15 protein-coding genes are annotated in these 14,919 nt (G+C 63.7%); 3 read left to right on the top strand and 12 right to left on the bottom strand.

The features are described from left to right. Nucleotides 1–44 precede the first annotated feature (44 nt). Nucleotides 45–983 (top strand): alpha/beta hydrolase, encoded by a 939-nt coding sequence (locus LB577_RS22180; RefSeq protein WP_224688386.1) that lies wholly within the window; start codon nt 45–47, stop codon nt 981–983. 21 nt (nt 984–1,004) lie between these two features. Here LB577_RS22180 and LB577_RS22175 read toward each other — a convergent pair whose 3' ends face one another. From LB577_RS22175 to LB577_RS22155, 5 genes are all read right to left on the bottom strand, one after another. After that, nucleotides 1,005–2,663, bottom strand: coding sequence for an FAD-binding dehydrogenase (locus LB577_RS22175; protein ID WP_224688385.1), 1,659 nt, complete (start codon nt 2,661–2,663; stop codon nt 1,005–1,007). A 40-nt stretch (nt 2,664–2,703) separates the two neighbouring features. Further along, a complete protein-coding gene (locus LB577_RS22170; RefSeq protein ID WP_224688383.1) occupies nt 2,704–3,690 on the bottom strand; it encodes a Gfo/Idh/MocA family protein in 987 nt (328 codons plus the stop codon). Nucleotides 3,691–3,832: 142 nt separating this feature from the next. After that, a complete protein-coding gene (locus LB577_RS22165) occupies nt 3,833–4,408 on the bottom strand; it encodes a YceI family protein (protein ID WP_224688381.1) in 576 nt (191 codons plus the stop codon). Between the two features lie 84 nt (nt 4,409–4,492). After that, nucleotides 4,493–5,065: a cytochrome b gene (locus LB577_RS22160; RefSeq protein WP_224688380.1), complete on the bottom strand. Its 573-nt coding sequence runs from the start codon at nt 5,063–5,065 to the stop codon at nt 4,493–4,495. Between the two features lie 77 nt (nt 5,066–5,142). Then, complete coding sequence (locus tag LB577_RS22155) at nt 5,143–6,033, bottom strand: LysR family transcriptional regulator (protein ID WP_224688378.1); 891 nt, start codon at nt 6,031–6,033, stop codon at nt 5,143–5,145. Nucleotides 6,034–6,129: 96 nt separating this feature from the next. Between LB577_RS22155 and LB577_RS22150 the strand changes: the two genes are divergently transcribed. After that, nucleotides 6,130–7,125, top strand: coding sequence for an aldo/keto reductase (locus tag LB577_RS22150; protein ID WP_224688376.1), 996 nt, complete (start codon nt 6,130–6,132; stop codon nt 7,123–7,125). Nucleotides 7,126–7,338: 213 nt separating this feature from the next. Here LB577_RS22150 and LB577_RS22145 read toward each other — a convergent pair whose 3' ends face one another. From LB577_RS22145 to infC, 7 genes are all read right to left on the bottom strand, one after another. Further along, a complete protein-coding gene (locus LB577_RS22145; RefSeq protein ID WP_224688395.1) occupies nt 7,339–7,941 on the bottom strand; it encodes a nucleotidyltransferase family protein in 603 nt (200 codons plus the stop codon). Nucleotides 7,942–8,035: 94 nt separating this feature from the next. Beyond that, a complete protein-coding gene (gene pheT / locus LB577_RS22140; RefSeq protein ID WP_224688374.1) occupies nt 8,036–10,444 on the bottom strand; it encodes a phenylalanine--tRNA ligase subunit beta in 2,409 nt (802 codons plus the stop codon). Between the two features lie 43 nt (nt 10,445–10,487). Beyond that, nucleotides 10,488–11,585 (bottom strand): phenylalanine--tRNA ligase subunit alpha, encoded by a 1,098-nt coding sequence (pheS, locus tag LB577_RS22135; protein WP_224688372.1) that lies wholly within the window; start codon nt 11,583–11,585, stop codon nt 10,488–10,490. Nucleotides 11,586–11,727: 142 nt separating this feature from the next. Further along, entirely contained in the window at nt 11,728–12,129 is a 402-nt protein-coding gene (rplT, locus tag LB577_RS22130) for a 50S ribosomal protein L20 (protein ID WP_006201247.1), read from the bottom strand. A 92-nt stretch (nt 12,130–12,221) separates the two neighbouring features. Then, nucleotides 12,222–12,425, bottom strand: coding sequence for a 50S ribosomal protein L35 (rpmI, locus tag LB577_RS22125; protein WP_006201248.1), 204 nt, complete (start codon nt 12,423–12,425; stop codon nt 12,222–12,224). A gap of 182 nt (nt 12,426–12,607) precedes the next feature. Beyond that, the gene (locus tag LB577_RS22120) at nt 12,608–13,234 is read right to left on the bottom strand and encodes a methyltransferase family protein (RefSeq protein WP_023765627.1); all 627 of its coding nucleotides are present in this window, start codon (nt 13,232–13,234) and stop codon (nt 12,608–12,610) included. 156 nt (nt 13,235–13,390) lie between these two features. After that, the gene (infC, locus tag LB577_RS22115) at nt 13,391–13,927 is read right to left on the bottom strand and encodes a translation initiation factor IF-3 (RefSeq protein ID WP_010912915.1); all 537 of its coding nucleotides are present in this window, start codon (nt 13,925–13,927) and stop codon (nt 13,391–13,393) included. Nucleotides 13,928–14,146: 219 nt separating this feature from the next. Between infC and LB577_RS22110 the strand changes: the two genes are divergently transcribed. Next, nucleotides 14,147–14,917, top strand: a complete 771-nt coding sequence (locus LB577_RS22110) for an alpha/beta hydrolase (protein WP_224688370.1) — start codon at nt 14,147–14,149, stop codon at nt 14,915–14,917. Nucleotides 14,918–14,919: the final 2 nt, after the last annotated feature.

Below are 14,919 nucleotides of genomic sequence, written 5' to 3'. Positions count from 1 at the left end.
CTGCGCGGCGACCTCCCCCATCAAGGGGGAGGTAAAGGAGTTGCATGACCGACTACAGCACCCTCATCGACGCCGAGACCTGGGCGTTCATCGAGCGCACCAATTCCTATTACCCGCCCGATACGATCGACTACACGATCGCCGAACAGCGCGCGATTTATGACCGCATGTGCCGGGAATTCTTTGCCGGCTATCCCGAGGGCGTTTTGGTCGAAACCTCGGCGATAGCGACATCGACGCACGACATCCCGATCCGCCTTTACCGCAGCGCGCACCAGGCAGCGGCGACGGTGCTCTATGTCCATGGCGGCGGCTTCATCCTTGGCGGGCTGGACAGCCATGACGATGTCTGCGCCGAACTCTGCGCCCGCACCGGATATGAGGTGGTCTCGGTCGACTACCGGCTGGCGCCGGAGCACCTGCATCCGGCCGCCTTCGACGATGCCATGAGTGCCTTCGAATGGGCTGCGTCTACCCGCGATTGCCCCATAGTGCTTTGCGGCGACAGCGCTGGCGGCAATCTCTGCGCCGCCGTCAGCCATGCCACGCGCGGCCAAGCAAAACGCCCGTTTGGCCAAGTGCTGATCTATCCCGGCCTCGGTGGCGACCGCTCGCGAGGCTCTTATGTGACGCATGCGGAGGCGCCGATGCTGACGGCGCGCGATATAGAATTCTACAAGCATATCCGCACCGGCGGAGTGGACCGGACCGGCGACATAACGCTGTCGCCGCTCGCCGACGCCGATTTCGCCAATCTGCCGCCGACGGTGCTGATCACCGCGCAGTGCGACCCGCTGTCATCAGACGGCGAGGCCTATCGCGATCGCGTCGTCGCCGCCGGCGGACGGGCATATTGGTTCGAGGAACCGGGACTGGTGCACGGCTATCTCCGGGCCAGGCATACGGTCGGCCGCGCCCGCGCCAGCTTCACCCGGATCGTCGACGCAGTGGCGGCCCTCGGCCAGGGCGCCTGGCTCTGGTGAGCGCAGGCTGGCCACCCAAATTTACTGTATAGCCGCGGCCGCTGCCCGGCCTGCGCCGCGGCCGGAGAAGATGCAGCCGCCGAGGAACGTGCCTTCCAGCGCGGCGTAGCCATGCACGCCGCCGCCGCCGAAACCGGCGGCCTCGCCAACCGCATAGAGTCCCGGCACCGGCTGGCCATCCTCGCCCAGCACGCGGCTGTCGAGATCGGTCTGCAGGCCGCCCAGCGTCTTGCGGGTCAGGATGTTGAGACGCACCGCGATCAGCGGGCCATTCGCCGGGTCGAGCATCTTGTGCGGCCTGGCCGTGCGGATCAGCCGGTCACCGAGATAGGCTCGCGCGCCGCGCAGCGCGGTGACCTGCATGTCCTTTGAGAACGGATTATCGAGCTGCCGGTCGCGGGCGCGGATTTCGCGCTCGACCTGCCCAAGCTGGAGCAGCGGCTCGCCGCCGGCCAGCGCGTTCATGCGGGCAACCAGCTTAGAAAGATCGGCCTCGACGATGAAGTCCTCGCCCTTCTCCATGAAGGCTTTCACCGGTCCCGGAATGCCAGAGGTGGCACGGCCGAGCACCTGTCGCCAGCTCTTGCCGGTCAGATCCGGGTTCTGCTCCGAGCCCGACAGGGCGAACTCCTTCTGGATGATTTTCTTGGTCAGGATGAACCAGGAATAATCGAAGCCGGTGCCCATGATATGGCTGAGTGTGCCCAGCGTGTCGAACCCAGGATAGAGCGGCACGGGCAGGCGTTTGCCTCGCGCATCGAGCCACAGCGACGACGGGCCAGGCAGGATACGGATCGCGTGGTCGGTCCAGATCGGCGCCCAGTTCTTGATGCCCTCGACATAGTGCCACATGCGGTCGCGGTTGATGATCGAGCCGCCGGCCTGCTCCGTGATCGCCAGCATGCGGCCGTCGACATGGTCGGGCACGCCGGTGATCATGCGCTTTGGCGCCGCGCCAAGCCGCTTGGGCCAATTTTCCCGGACAAGCTGATGGTTGGCGCCAATGCCGCCGGAAGCGACGATCACCGCTTGTGCATGAAGTTCGAAATCGCCTGATATTTCGCGCGAGCTCTTGTGGCCGCGCTCGACCGTGCTCGGCTCAAGGATATCGCCGCGCACACCAGTGACGGCAGCGCCCGTCCGCGTCAGTTCGTTGACGCGGTGGCGGAATCTGAAGCTGATCAAGCCGCGCTTTTGCGCCTCGCGTACGCGCAGGACGAAGGGTTCCAGCACGCCGGGGCCGGTGCCCCAGGTGATATGGAAGCGCGGCACCGAATTGCCGTGCCCGATGGCATTGCCGCCGCCGCGTTCGGCCCAGCCGACCACGGGGAAAAATTTCAGGCCGCGCTCCATCAGCCAGGAGCGCTTCTCGCCGGCGGCGAAGCCGACATAGGCTTCCGCCCATTTGCGGGGCCAGTGATCTTCCGGCCGGTCGAAAGCGGCGGTGCCCAGCCAGTCCTCGAGCGCCAGATCATGCGAATCGCGGATGCGCATGCGCCGCTGCTCAGGCGAATCGACGAGGAAAAGCCCGCCGAACGACCAGAACGCCTGGCCGCCCAGCGACTGCTCCGGCTCCTGGTCGACGATGATGATCTTCTTGCCGGCCTCGGCAAGTTCGGCGGCCGCAACCAGCCCAGCCAGGCCGGCGCCCACAATGATCACATCCGCATCGTCAGCCATTGCCCCTCCGAGAGTTAGCCGGCTATTTTAATGCAAGCAGCTAGACAGCCTCCCAGCCGTCTTTGCCGCCGGCGCGGAAGATGGCGTCGATGACCTTCTGGTTGAGCACGGACTCCTCCAGTGTGAAGACGCGCTCCTTGCCGCCTTGCGCCGCCCGCGCGAAGGTCTCGACCTCCAGCCGGTATTGCTGCGTGCCCGGAAAGCGGAACACCTGCGCCTCGCTATGATTCTGGTTGTGCAGTTCGACGCGGTGATGGTCGTAGAGGCCGGCATTGAACGGAGAAAAGATCTCGATGAAACCGTTCTCGCCGTGGAACACCATCACCTGCCGAGCCGCCATCTGCGTCGACAAATAGAAGGACAGTTCGAAGTCGCCGAAATCGGCGCGGATCGAGGAGTAGATATCAGTGCCGAATTTCTTGTCGCGCTCGATCGTCGCCTGCACGCGCAGCGGCTCCTTGCCGGTCGAAAAGCGCGTCGACACGGTCGGATAGACACCGATGTCGGGCAGCGCGCCACCGCCGAGATCGAGCTGGTTGCGCATGTTGTTGGGATCGACATTGTAATAGGAAAAAGCGCCCTGCACGTGGCGCAGCCGGCCGATGGCGCCGCTGGCGATGAGATCGCGCACCTTGATCCACTGCGGATGATAGATGACCATGAACGCCTCGCAGACCAGCACCTTCTTCCGGTCGCGCAGCTTGATCAGCGGCGGGATGTCCTTGGCGTCGAGTGCCAGCGGCTTTTCCACCAGCACATGCTTGCCGGCTTCGATGGCCTTCGCCGTCCATTCGACATGCTGCGAGGTCGGCAGCGGGATGTAGACGCCGTCAATGTCCTTGGAGGCAAGCAGTTCCTCATAGGAGCCGAAAGCATGGTGCGCACCGAAGCGCTCGGCCAGTGCCTTGGCCTTCGACAGGTCGCGGCTGGCGATCGCCGACAGCACGCCGTTCTCCGCCTCGACAATTGCCGGCAACAACTGCTCGCGGCCGATCTTGGCCGTCGACAACACACCCCATCGGAACATCACGCTTCTCCATGTCGATTTTTACAGGCGACGAGGTTTGCCTGAAATCGCCAGAAAAGCCAATGCGATGTGCCGTGGCAACTAACCGCTTACCCCAAGGTCAGCCCCGCTTACCCCCGGGTCAGCTCCGCTTACCCCCGGGTCAGCTCCGCTTACCCGTCAGCGACATGTCGAAGTTGACGATGTTGGAATAGAGCGGCGTGCCGACATCCATGCCGTAACGCGACCTCAGCACCTTGCCGGTGACATGGAATTTGATCGTGCCGCCCTTCGACCCGTCGAACTCGGCGGTGAACTTTTCCGCAAACGTCTTGCCGCGTGCCGTCAGCCGGCCGGTGACAAGCGCCGATGTGTCGCCGGTGCGGGTCACGCTGGTCGAACGGAACTGGATCTCCGGGCTGTTGGCCGCATCGAACACAGCGTCGGAGCGCAGGAAGGCATCGATGCGGCCCTGGCCGGTGCCGACGCTTTCCGGATAGATGGTAAAGTCGACCTTGGAGCGCCCGACATCGGAATTGTCGATGCGGATCGTGCCCTTGAAGCGGCCGAAGGCGCCATCGAAGCCCCCGCCACCGGCCTTGCCGATGGTGAAACGGATGCTGGAGGCTGCCGGATTGATCGTATAGCTGCCGGCGGCCTCGCCAAGCGAAATGGCCGCTGAAACAGGCATGGCAAGACAAGCGGCAACCGCCGCAAATCCGAAGATGCGTGCATACATGGGGAGTAATCCTTTTTGGAGGCAACGCTGTTCGCGTCCTCGCCCCACCAACGAACCAACTGCCAGTTCTATTCCCGGCCAGATCTAATCCCGGCTTGACGAAGGCGTGATCATGCGCGTGAGCACGCTGTCGCGCAGCAGGAAGTGATGGCGCAACGCGGCAGCGACATGCAGCGCGACCAGCGCGATGCCGGCATAGGCGAGATACCAATGCACAGATGCCCAGAAGCTTTCGGCAAAGTCGGACTCGGCGAGCGGCAGGTTGGGCATCACGAACAGGTTGAATGGCATGGTTGGGATTTCCAGCGTCGAGACCGACACCAATGCCCAGCCCGATAAGGGCAAGGCGATCTGGAAGGCATAGAGCGCTAGATGCGCCATCGGCCCGGCGCGCCGCTCAAGCGTGCCGACCGAGGACGGCAAGGCAGGCGCCGCATTGCCGAGCCGCCATGCGATGCGCAGGATGACGAGGCCAAGCAGCAGGAAGCCCAGGGATTTGTGCAGTTGGATCAGCTCGAAGGCGGCGCGCTGGCTGCTGAGCCGCACCATGACCAAGCCGAGGGCGAACTGGCCGATGAAGATAATCCCGATCAGCCAGTGAATAAGAATGGTTGCCCAGCCGTAGCGGGTCGCGGTGTTGGTGATAGCAGATTGCATGGGAGGCGAACGAACGGCAGGACGGGTTTCTTCCAGCGCTCCTCACCCTCGCCACAAGGGGGAGGGTAAAGCGCGCCTCATGCGCTCACCTTGAAGAAATCGACGAAAGCCCTTAGCGCTGGACGCATCTGCCGGCGGCTCGGATAGTAGACGAAGAACCCGTCGAAGGACGGGCACCAGTCCTCCAGCACGCGGATCAGCCTGCCGTCGGCGAGCGGCGCGCGGACATAGGGCTCGAAGACGAAGGCCAGCCCGGCGCCGTCGACCGCGGCTTGCGCGATCAGATGGTCTTCGTCGAGGATCAGCGGTCCTTCCACCGCCATCTCGATCGCCTCGCGCCCTTTCTCGAATTCCCAGCGGTAGAGGATGCCGCTGGAGAAGCGGAAGCGGATACAGCGATGGCCGGCAAGGTCGCGCGGATGGCGCGGCTTGGGGCTCGTCGCGAAATAGGCCGGCGCGCCGACCACCGCACCGCGAATATCCGGCCCGATGCGCACCGCGATCATATCGCGCTGCAGGCTCTCACCCAGTCGCACGCCGGCATCGAAGCCACCTTCCACCACGTCGGTGAAGCGGTCCTCGACGACGATCTCAAGCACGATGTCGGGATAGGCCGATGCAAAGGCGCCGAGCCGTGGCGTCAGCACCAGATGTGCTGCCGTGCGCGGCACGCTGAGCCGCAGATTGCCGGCGGGCCGGTCGCGCGCCTCGACCGCCGTCTCCAGAGCCAGGTCGATCTCAGACAGCGCCGGCCGCAGCCGTTCCAGCAATTGCGCGCCTTCTTCCGTGGGCGCGACACTGCGTGTGCTGCGCGACAGGAGGCGAACACCAAGCCGGGCTTCCAGACTGGACACTGCGTGGCTGACTGCCGACGGCGCGATGGCCAACTCCCTAGCGGCGCCGCGGAAGCTGCCGCATTGGGCGACGGTTGCCAGCACGGCCAGTTGGGAAAGGTTCGCTCGGTTCATTGATCTATATTCTAGAACAGCCCGTGCAAATGAGAGCCGATTATCGAACACAAGGCAAGACGCTATTTCTCCCGCATCGCAACAAGGAGACGCGTTATGCAAACCCGCAAGCTAGGAACTGAATTGAACGTCCACCCCGTCGGCCTCGGCTGCATGGGCATGAGCTTCGCCTATGGCGGCCAGCCGGAGGCTGAAGCGATCGCCACATTGCGCCGCGCCGTCGACATCGGCGTCAATTTCTTCGACACGGCGGAAGTCTATGGCCCCTACGACAACGAGATTCTCGTAGGCAAGGCGCTGAAGCCGGTGCGCGACAAGGTGACCATCGCCACGAAATTCGGCTTCAAGATACTGGAGGAAGGTGCCGGTATGGACCGCATGGCCGGCGTCGACAGCCGCCCCGAGCACGTCAAGGCTGTCGCCGAGGCATCGCTGAAGCGGCTGGGCACCGATGTGATCGACCTCTATTACCAGCATCGCGTCGATCCCAGCGTGCCGATCGAAGACACGGTCGGCGCCATGGCCGAACTGGTGCGCGAAGGCAAGGTACGGGCGCTCGGCCTGTCGGAAGCGAGCGCCGCGACCATCCGCCGGGCCCACGCCGTGCATCCGATCGCGGCCGTGCAGAGCGAATATTCGCTGTGGAGCCGCGACCCGGAAGACGAGGTGTTCGCCGTCTGCCGCGAACTCGGCATCGGCTTCGTTCCCTACAGCCCGCTGGGTCGTGGCCTGCTGACGGGCACGATCGCCAAGCCCGAGGCCTTGAGCGACGATGACTGGCGCCGCGGCCTGCCGCGCTTCCAGGCCGAGGCCATGGAAGCCAATGCTAAAATTGTCGCCACGCTGGAAAAGATGGCGGCTGAAAAAGGCATCACCTCGGCGCAGCTGGCGCTCGCCTGGGTGCTGCACCAGGGCGATTTCATCGTGCCGATCCCCGGCGCCCGCAAGATACGTCATCTGGAGCAGAACACGGCGGCGGCCGCGATCGAGCTGAGCGCGGCCGAGGTGGCGGCGATTGGTGACGCGCTTTCGCCCGATAAGGTGGTTGGCAAGCGCTACACGGAGGAGTTGCTGGCGCTGGTGAATGGGTGAGGAGCGCTTCGGCGCTCTTGTTGTGAGGCCGGCGCGAGGCACCCCCCTCTGTCCTGCCGGACATCTCCCCCTCATGGGGGGAGATCGGCTTTCCTTTCGGCTTTCGCTAATCGTCAACGTTGAGAGATGTGCGCGGCGGCCAAGCTGTCAATCTCCCCCCTTGAGGGGGAGATGGCCGGCAGGCCAGAGGGGGGCGTCTCGCGTCGACATTCCCTACCAAGGCACCACCGCAATCTCCGGCCAATATTCCTTCGCCCGCCTGCCCTTCGCATCATGCGTTCGCTGATTATCCATCACCCGGTTGGGCGTGATGCGGAACGAAAAGATATCGTCGAGCCCAAACGGCGCCACCAGCTCCAACCGCCCGTCGGCATCGTATCGCACCCCGACCGCATGGGTTTTCGAGGCAAAATGCCCAACCGAGTCGCTGGAACTCGTATAGCGCGGGCAGGGCTGCCCGAACTTCTGCGGATACCACAGATGCACCCGCGCCTGGTTGCGCACCTCGACCGGCAATGCCAGCCCTTCGAAATGCCGTGCGGCCCGGCGAATGACGGCGTCCTCGGCCTCGTAGGATAAATCCGCATCATCGAAATAGAACAAGTCGACATCTTTGATGCCGTAGCCCGACGGCTTGCCGGTCAGATGGTTCCAGACGCTGTTGTAGAGCGCGCCGGAAACCACCAGCCAGTCCGGAAGGTTGAGCGCTCGGGCACGCACCAGCGCTTCGCGGACGAGCGGATCGGCCGACACGATGTCGAGAAACGCTTCGCGTTGTGTTTCGAACGGCAACCCGGAATAGCGCAGATGGTCCATCGTCTTTTGGAGGACGATTCGCCATCTGCCCGCAATCCATAATTCCTGCGCAATTCCGGACGGAAAACCGCTAAACACTTTTCCTGGAATTGCTTCAGCCGCGCAGAACACCACCGGTCTGCTTGCCGACATTCTCGACGATGCGCTTGGCGAGCGCCTCGAAATCCTCGTCGGTCAGCGTCTTTTCGACCGGCTGGATCGACACTTCGATGGCGATCGATTTCTTGTCGGCGCCGAGCGATGCACCCTCGAAGATGTCGAAGACCGAGACACCAGTGATCAGCTTCTTGTCGGCGGCAAGGGCGGCGCGCACCAGCGTGCCGGCCTCGACGGATCTATCGACGACGAAGGCGAAGTCGCGCTTCACCGCCTGGAAGGCGGAAAGCTCCAGTCTCGGCTTGGTCTTCGTCGGCTTGGCCTTCGGCTCGGGCACGGCGTCGACGAACACTTCGAAGCCGCACAGCGGTCCGGAGGCATCGAGCCCTTCCAGCGTCTTCGGGTGGAATTCGCCAAACGTGCCGAGCACGGTCTTCGGCCCGAGCTTGATCGTGCCGGAGCGGCCGGGATGGTACCAGGCCGGACTGCCCGCCTCGATCTGCAGCCGATCGACCGGCGCGCCGCAGGCTTCGAGTGCCGCGATCGCATCGGCCTTGGCGTCGAACACGCCGACCGGCCCCGAATTGCCGGCCCAGTTGCGGCCAGAGCCGTCGAGCTTGGCGGTGCCGCGGCGCACGCCGGCGGCGACGCGGCGCTGCTGGTCGGCGCCGTCGCCCTCATAGGTGCCCGAGACTTCGAACAGCGCCACGTCGCCGATGCCCTTGTCGGCATTGCGCTGGGCAGCGGCGATCAGCCCCGGCAGCAGCGAGGGCCGCATGTCGGACATATCGGCGGCGATCGGGTTGGCGAGCTTGAGCGCCGTCTGGCCGCCGCCGAACAGCTCGGCATGCCTTGCCGGGATGAACGACCAGGTGACGGCCTCCATCATGCCGCGCACTGCCAATGCGCGCTTGGCCGTGCGGGTGCGCACCTGCAGCGTGGTGAGGATTTTTGCATTGACCGCGTCATGCGCGCCGAGCGGCTGCGGCGCGATGTTGTCGACGCCGTGGATGCGCATCACCTCCTCGACCAGGTCGGCCTTGCCGTCGACATCGGGACGCCAGGAAGGCACGGTGACGTTGACGACATCGCCCGATCCGTCCGCCGTGAAACCGAGGCGCGAGAGAATGTCCAGGCTTTCCGCCCTGGGAACCTCGATCCCGGTCAGGCGCTTGATGTCCGACAGCGGGAAGGAGACCATCTTGGGCTGGTGGCCGGTGTAGCCGGCCACTTCGACCTCCGTCGGCGTGCCGCCGCAGAAATCGAGCACCAGTTTCGTTGCCAGCTCTAGGCCTGGCACCATGAATTCGGGATCGACACCGCGTTCGAAGCGGTAACGCGCATCGGTGATGATGCCGAGCGTGCGGCCGGTGCGGGCGGTGGTGATCGGATCCCAAAGCGCCGACTCGATCAGCACGTCGGTGGTGGTCTCGTCGCAGCCGGAATGTTCGCCGCCCATGATGCCGGCGATCGACTCGACGCCATCGTCGTCCGCGATCACGCACATCTCCGGCGTCAGCGTGTATTCGCGGCCGTCGAGCGCCAGCACCTTCTCGCCATCGCGCGCGCGGCGCACGACCAGGTTGCCGGCGACCTTCCTGGCATCGAACACATGCAGCGGCCGGCCACGATCGAAGGTGACGTAATTGGTGATGTCGACCAGCGCGCTGATCGGCCGAAGGCCAATGGCGATCAGCCGCTGCTGCAGCCATTTCGGCGACGGGCCGTTCTTCACGCCCTTGACCAGCCTGAGCGCGAAGCCGGGACAGAGTTCCGGGGCCTCGATCGTCACCTTGACCGGACACATGCCGCTGCCGGCGTGGGGCATGATGGCGCCGCCGACGAGACGGCCGAGCCCGCTTGCCGCCAGATCCCTGGCGATGCCGTGGACGCTGGTCGCATCAGGCCGGTTCGGCGTCAGATTGATCTCGATGACCGGGTCGTCGAGATGCGCATAGGTCGCGAAGCTGGTGCCGACCGGCGCATCCTCGGGCAAATCGATGATGCCATTATGCTCGTCGGAAAGCTCCAGCTCGCGCTCGGAACACATCATGCCATGGCTTTCGACCCCCCGGATCTTGCCGACCGTCAGCGTCACGTCGATGCCGGGCACATAGGTGCCGGGCGCGGCAAAGGCGCCGATCAGGCCCGCGCGGGCATTCGGCGCTCCGCACACCACTTGCACCGGCGGCTTGCCGTCGCCGGTGTCGACGGTCAGCACCCGCAGGCGGTCGGCGTCGGGATGCTGCACAGCCGTCAGCACCTTGGCGATGACGAAGGGTTTCAGGCCCGACTTGTCGTCGACATGCTCGACTTCGAGACCGATCGAGGTCAGCCGCTCGACGATCTCAGCGAGCGTGGCGTCGGTCTCGAGATGATCCTTGAGCCAGGAGAGGGTGAATTTCATGATGCTGTTCCGTAATAGCTGGCAGCAGGAATGTTCAGGGCTGTCACGCGCTCAAACCCCCGAACAGTGTCGGCATGTCGAGCGGCCTGAAACCGTAATGCGACAGCCAGCGCACATCCGCGTCGAAGAAAGCGCGCAGGTCCGGCATCCCGTATTTCAGCATGGCAATGCGGTCGATGCCCATGCCCCAGGCGAAGCCCTGGTACTCGTCCGGATCGAGCCCGCCGGCGCGCAGCACGTTGGGATGCACCATGCCGCAGCCGAGGATCTCCATCCAGTCGGAGCCTTCGCCGAAGCGCACTTCGCCGGGCCGCGAGCGGTCGCATTGGATGTCGACCTCGAGGCTTGGCTCGGTGAACGGGAAGAAGGACGGCCGGAAGCGCATCTTGACCGAGGGCACCTCGAAGAATGCCTTGCAGAACTCTTCCAGCACCCACTTCATGTTGGCGACGTTCGCCGACTTGTCGATCACCAGTCCTTCGACCTGATGGAACATCGGCGAGTGGGTGGCGTCGGAATCCTGCCGGTAGGTCTTGCCCGGAATGACGATGCGGATCGGCGGCTTCTGCTTCTCCATGGTGCGGATCTGCACCGGGGAGGTGTGGGTGCGCAAAAGCTTGCGCTCGCCCTTCTCGTCCGGCTGGAAGAAGAAGGTGTCGTGCATCTCGCGTGCCGGATGGCCTTCCGGGAAATTCAGCGCGGTGAAATTGTAATAGTCGGTCTCGATATCGGGACCTTCGGCGATCGCGAAGCCCAGGTCGCCGAAGATCGCCGCGATCTCGTCGATGACCTGGCTGATCGGATGGATGCGGCCGCGCTCGGCCGGCGACTGCCGCACCGGCAGCGTCACGTCGACCTTCTCGGCGGCCAGCCGCGCGGCGATCGCCACATCCTTCAACTCAGCCTTGCGGGCCGTCAGAGCCTCAGTGACCCGGTTCTTGAGGCCGTTGATGGCAGGGCCCTTGACCTGGCGCTCCCCGGCGGTCATGGCGCCAAGCGTCTTCAGCATTTCGGACACGGTGCCCTTCTTGCCGAAGGCGGCAATGCGCACGGCTTCGATCGCCGGCTCATCGGCGGCCGATGCAATGTCGGCCAGAAGCGAATCTTCCAGGGCTTCAAGGTTTCCAGCGGTGGCGTTCACGGCGAAACTCTCTCGGTCGGGCAACCCGCCATCACCGGGCGTGTTACCAATTTGGTTACATCAGGCATAAGAAAAACCCGCGCCAGCCGTGCCAGCGCGGGTTCCCCAAATCAAGTGTCGAAGTGCTTGGGAAGCGCTGGTCTTAAGCGACAGCGCTCTCAAAAGCGTTCGGCGTGGTGTTCTTCAGATATTCGAGCGCGACCTTGGCCTTGGCGACCAGCGCGGCGAAAGCCTGCGGCTCGTGGATGGCCATGTCGGACAGGATCTTGCGATCGATCTCGATGCCGGCCTTGTTGAGGCCGTCGATGAAGCGGCCATAGGTCAGGCCGTGCTCGTGGGTCGCCGCGTTGATGCGCTGGATCCACAGCGCGCGGAACGAGCGCTTGCGGTTCTTGCGGTCGCGGTAAGCGTACTGCAGCGACTTTTCCACCGCCTGCTTGGCGATGCGGATGGTGTTCTTGCGGCGGCCGTAGAAGCCTTTGGCGGCTTTCAGGACCTTCTTGTGCTTGGCGTGCGAGGTGACGCCTCTCTTTACGCGTGCCATGTCATGATCTCCTTAAAAGCAATTCCAGGAAAGTGTGTTGCGGTTTTCCGTTCGGAATTGCGTAAAAACAAACGCTGTCCAGACCGAATGCCTCAGAGGCCGTTCGGCAGAAAATTCTTGATGACCTTCTTGCCATCCGGTTCAGCCAGAACCATCGTGCCGCGGGCATTTCGAATGAACTTGTTGGAACGCTTGATCATGCCGTGACGCTTGCCGGCCGCAGCCGACAGGACTTTACCCGTACCTGTGATCTTGAACCGCTTCTTGGCGGCCGACTTGGTCTTCATCTTGGGCATTTTGCTACTCCGTCTCGTTGGCGCACTATCGCGCTTCTTGTTCGCTTCGGGCCGACCAAAGCCCGAAAAGCAAATGAAACCGCCACGGCATGCCCTGCCGGGCGGTTTTCTTGAACGGCGGTGCTATACGTCAAAGCGGGCTTGTGTGCAACACCCACCGCGCCGCGCCTTTCCGGCCCCGGTCAAGGCAGCGTGAACCACACCGGCAGCATGCCCGACTGCTGGGCGCCGTCGATCAGTTCGAACGCCGGCAGTGCAATGAGGAACACCAGGCCGTCGAGCAGCGTGGTCAACAGCAGACGCGGCTTGAAGCTACCGGTATCGCCTTCCTGGTAGAGGGAAAGGTTCGGAAAGAAGCGCGGCACCCGCGCCAGATAGGCGGCATAGGGCGCACCGAGCGCTTCCTTGAGGAATTTCTCCTCGCGCAGGATGACGATGTGGAAGGCGCCCGCGCAGAGCAGCGCGAACAGGATGATGCCCGAGAAGGAGCCGATCTGCGCGCCGACGCCGGCCGCCGCCACGGTCGAGAACACATAGAGCGGGTTGCGGGTCATCGAATAGGGTCCGCCCGTCACTACCTCGGAGGATTTGCGCCCGCCTATATAGAGCGTCGCCCAGAGGCGGCCGACGATGCCGAGGAAGATCAGCAGCACGCCGAACATCTCGATTGTTTCATGCACCGGCGTGTCGGGTGGGAACGTCGACTGGCCGAAAAGCAGCGCCAGAAACAGCACCACCACGAGCACGGCAAGCACGAGCCGGCGCATCTGCTGGTAATTGCCCAGCCCGTATTTGAGTTCGTTGTCCAAGGGGTGTCCGATCGTCGAGGAGCTTAGCCGGCGATCGCGGCTTTAGCCGAGAAACAGGCGTCCCGCCGATCGCCGGGACGCTCTGCAAGACAATTCAGGCGGATTTGGAGCGCTGGCCACGCCTGACTTTATCGTGATCTCAGATGTTCAGCACACCTAGCGCGGCGCCAGCACCATCATCATCTGGCGGCCTTCGAGCTTCGGCTCGGCCTCGACTTTGGCGATGGTCGCCACTTCTTCGCGCACCTTGTTCAGAAGCTGCATGCCGAGCTCCATATGCGCCATCTCGCGGCCACGGAAGCGCAGCGTCAGCTTGACCTTGTCGCCTTCCTCGAAAAAGCGGCGAACCGCCTTCATCTTGGTCTCGTAGTCGTGGCTGTCGATGTTCGGGCGCATCTTGATCTCCTTGATCTCGATGACCTTCTGATTCTTGCGCGCCTCGGCCGCCTTCTTCTGGTTGGCGTATTTCAACTTGCCGAGATCGAGGATTTTTACGACGGGAGGAACCGCGTTGGGCGATATTTCGACGAGATCGAGCCCAGCCTCTTCGGCGAGCAGCAATGCGTCGTTGATGGAAACATCACCGCGGTTCTGGCCTTCTGCGTCGATAAGCTGGACCCGGGGAACCCGGATATCACGGTTGGAGCGCGGCCCATCCTTGGTCGGCGCCGCTGCTTTGAAAGGTCTGCGAATGGTCGTGGTCTCCTTGGCCGTTTCGTTCCGGGTTTTGTCGGTCTGATGTGTGGACGCGTCAATGTGGTGAGCGCGCGGGCGGAGTCAATAGCACAGCATTGACAGAAAATCACCCTGATCGCGGGCCTGCACCAAACAAAGAGCATCGTGAGCACTTTTCGCCACGCCTGTGGCTGTGTCACAAGAACCCCGCGCCGAAAAAGGGCCGAGGAATAAGTCATGACCGCCACGCCGCCAACCTTTCTGGATGTCGATGGATCGCGCATAGCAGTGCGCCATTCGACGGGTTCCACGCCGGGTATTGTCTGGCTCGGCGGCTACAAGTCGGACATGCTGGGCACGAAGGCTGAGACGCTGTCGGCGTGGGCCGCGAGCGAAGGCCGGGCCTTCCTGCGCCATGACTATTCGGGCCATGGCGAATCCGGCGGCGCCTTTGCCGACGGCACGATTTCGACATGGCTGTCGCAGAGCCTTGCCGTGTTCCGCCATTTCACAAGGGGTAACCAGATACTGGTCGGTTCCTCGATGGGCGCCTGGATCGCGCTGCGCATGGTGCAGGAATTGCGCAAGGCGGGCGACGCAAGCGTCGTCGGTCTGGTGCTGCTGGCGCCGGCGCCGGATTTTACCGCCGAATTGGTCGAACCGGTGCTGACCAAGGCGCAGAAACGCGACCTCGCAAAAAAGGGGTTCTTTGCCGAGCCGTCGGACTATTCCCAGGAACCCTACATCTACACGCGCGCCTTGATCGAGGACGGGCGCGACAACCGGGTGATGACGGGTCCGATCGACACCCATTGCCCGGTTCACATCCTGCAAGGCTTGGCCGATGCGGACGTGCCGTCGAGCCACGCGCTGAAGCTGGTCAGCCTGCTGCCGGCCGATGATGTGACGCTGTCGCTGATCCCCGATGGTGACCACCGCCTGTCGCGGCCGCAGGATCTCGACATGCTGGTGCGGTCGGTCAGTGACATGGCCAAGCGGGGCTCATGAGC

Source organism: Mesorhizobium sp. B283B1A, from assembly GCF_020165735.1.
GTDB classification, from domain to species: domain Bacteria; phylum Pseudomonadota; class Alphaproteobacteria; order Rhizobiales; family Rhizobiaceae; genus Mesorhizobium; species Mesorhizobium opportunistum.
This window is presented reverse-complemented; position numbering and strand designations above follow the sequence as displayed.

Excerpts from the sequence above, each read along its gene's own strand:
- LB577_RS22160 (WP_224688380.1), bottom strand. The coding sequence starts at position 5,065 with ATGCAATCTGCTATCACCAACACCGCGACCCGCTACGGCTGGGCAACC.
- LB577_RS22155 (WP_224688378.1), bottom strand. The coding sequence starts at position 6,033 with ATGAACCGAGCGAACCTTTCCCAACTGGCCGTGCTGGCAACCGTCGCC.
- pheT (WP_224688374.1), bottom strand. The coding sequence starts at position 10,444 with ATGAAATTCACCCTCTCCTGGCTCAAGGATCATCTCGAGACCGACGCC.
- rpmI (WP_006201248.1), bottom strand. The coding sequence starts at position 12,425 with ATGCCCAAGATGAAGACCAAGTCGGCCGCCAAGAAGCGGTTCAAGATC.
- LB577_RS22175 (WP_224688385.1), bottom strand. The coding sequence starts at position 2,663 with ATGGCTGACGATGCGGATGTGATCATTGTGGGCGCCGGCCTGGCTGGG.
- LB577_RS22150 (WP_224688376.1), top strand. The coding sequence starts at position 6,130 with ATGCAAACCCGCAAGCTAGGAACTGAATTGAACGTCCACCCCGTCGGC.
- rplT (WP_006201247.1), bottom strand. The coding sequence starts at position 12,129 with ATGGCACGCGTAAAGAGAGGCGTCACCTCGCACGCCAAGCACAAGAAG.
- LB577_RS22110 (WP_224688370.1), top strand. The coding sequence starts at position 14,147 with ATGACCGCCACGCCGCCAACCTTTCTGGATGTCGATGGATCGCGCATA.
- LB577_RS22145 (WP_224688395.1), bottom strand. The coding sequence starts at position 7,941 with ATGGACCATCTGCGCTATTCCGGGTTGCCGTTCGAAACACAACGCGAA.
- LB577_RS22180 (WP_224688386.1), top strand. The coding sequence starts at position 45 with ATGACCGACTACAGCACCCTCATCGACGCCGAGACCTGGGCGTTCATC.
- LB577_RS22165 (WP_224688381.1), bottom strand. The coding sequence starts at position 4,408 with ATGTATGCACGCATCTTCGGATTTGCGGCGGTTGCCGCTTGTCTTGCC.
- LB577_RS22170 (WP_224688383.1), bottom strand. The coding sequence starts at position 3,690 with ATGTTCCGATGGGGTGTGTTGTCGACGGCCAAGATCGGCCGCGAGCAG.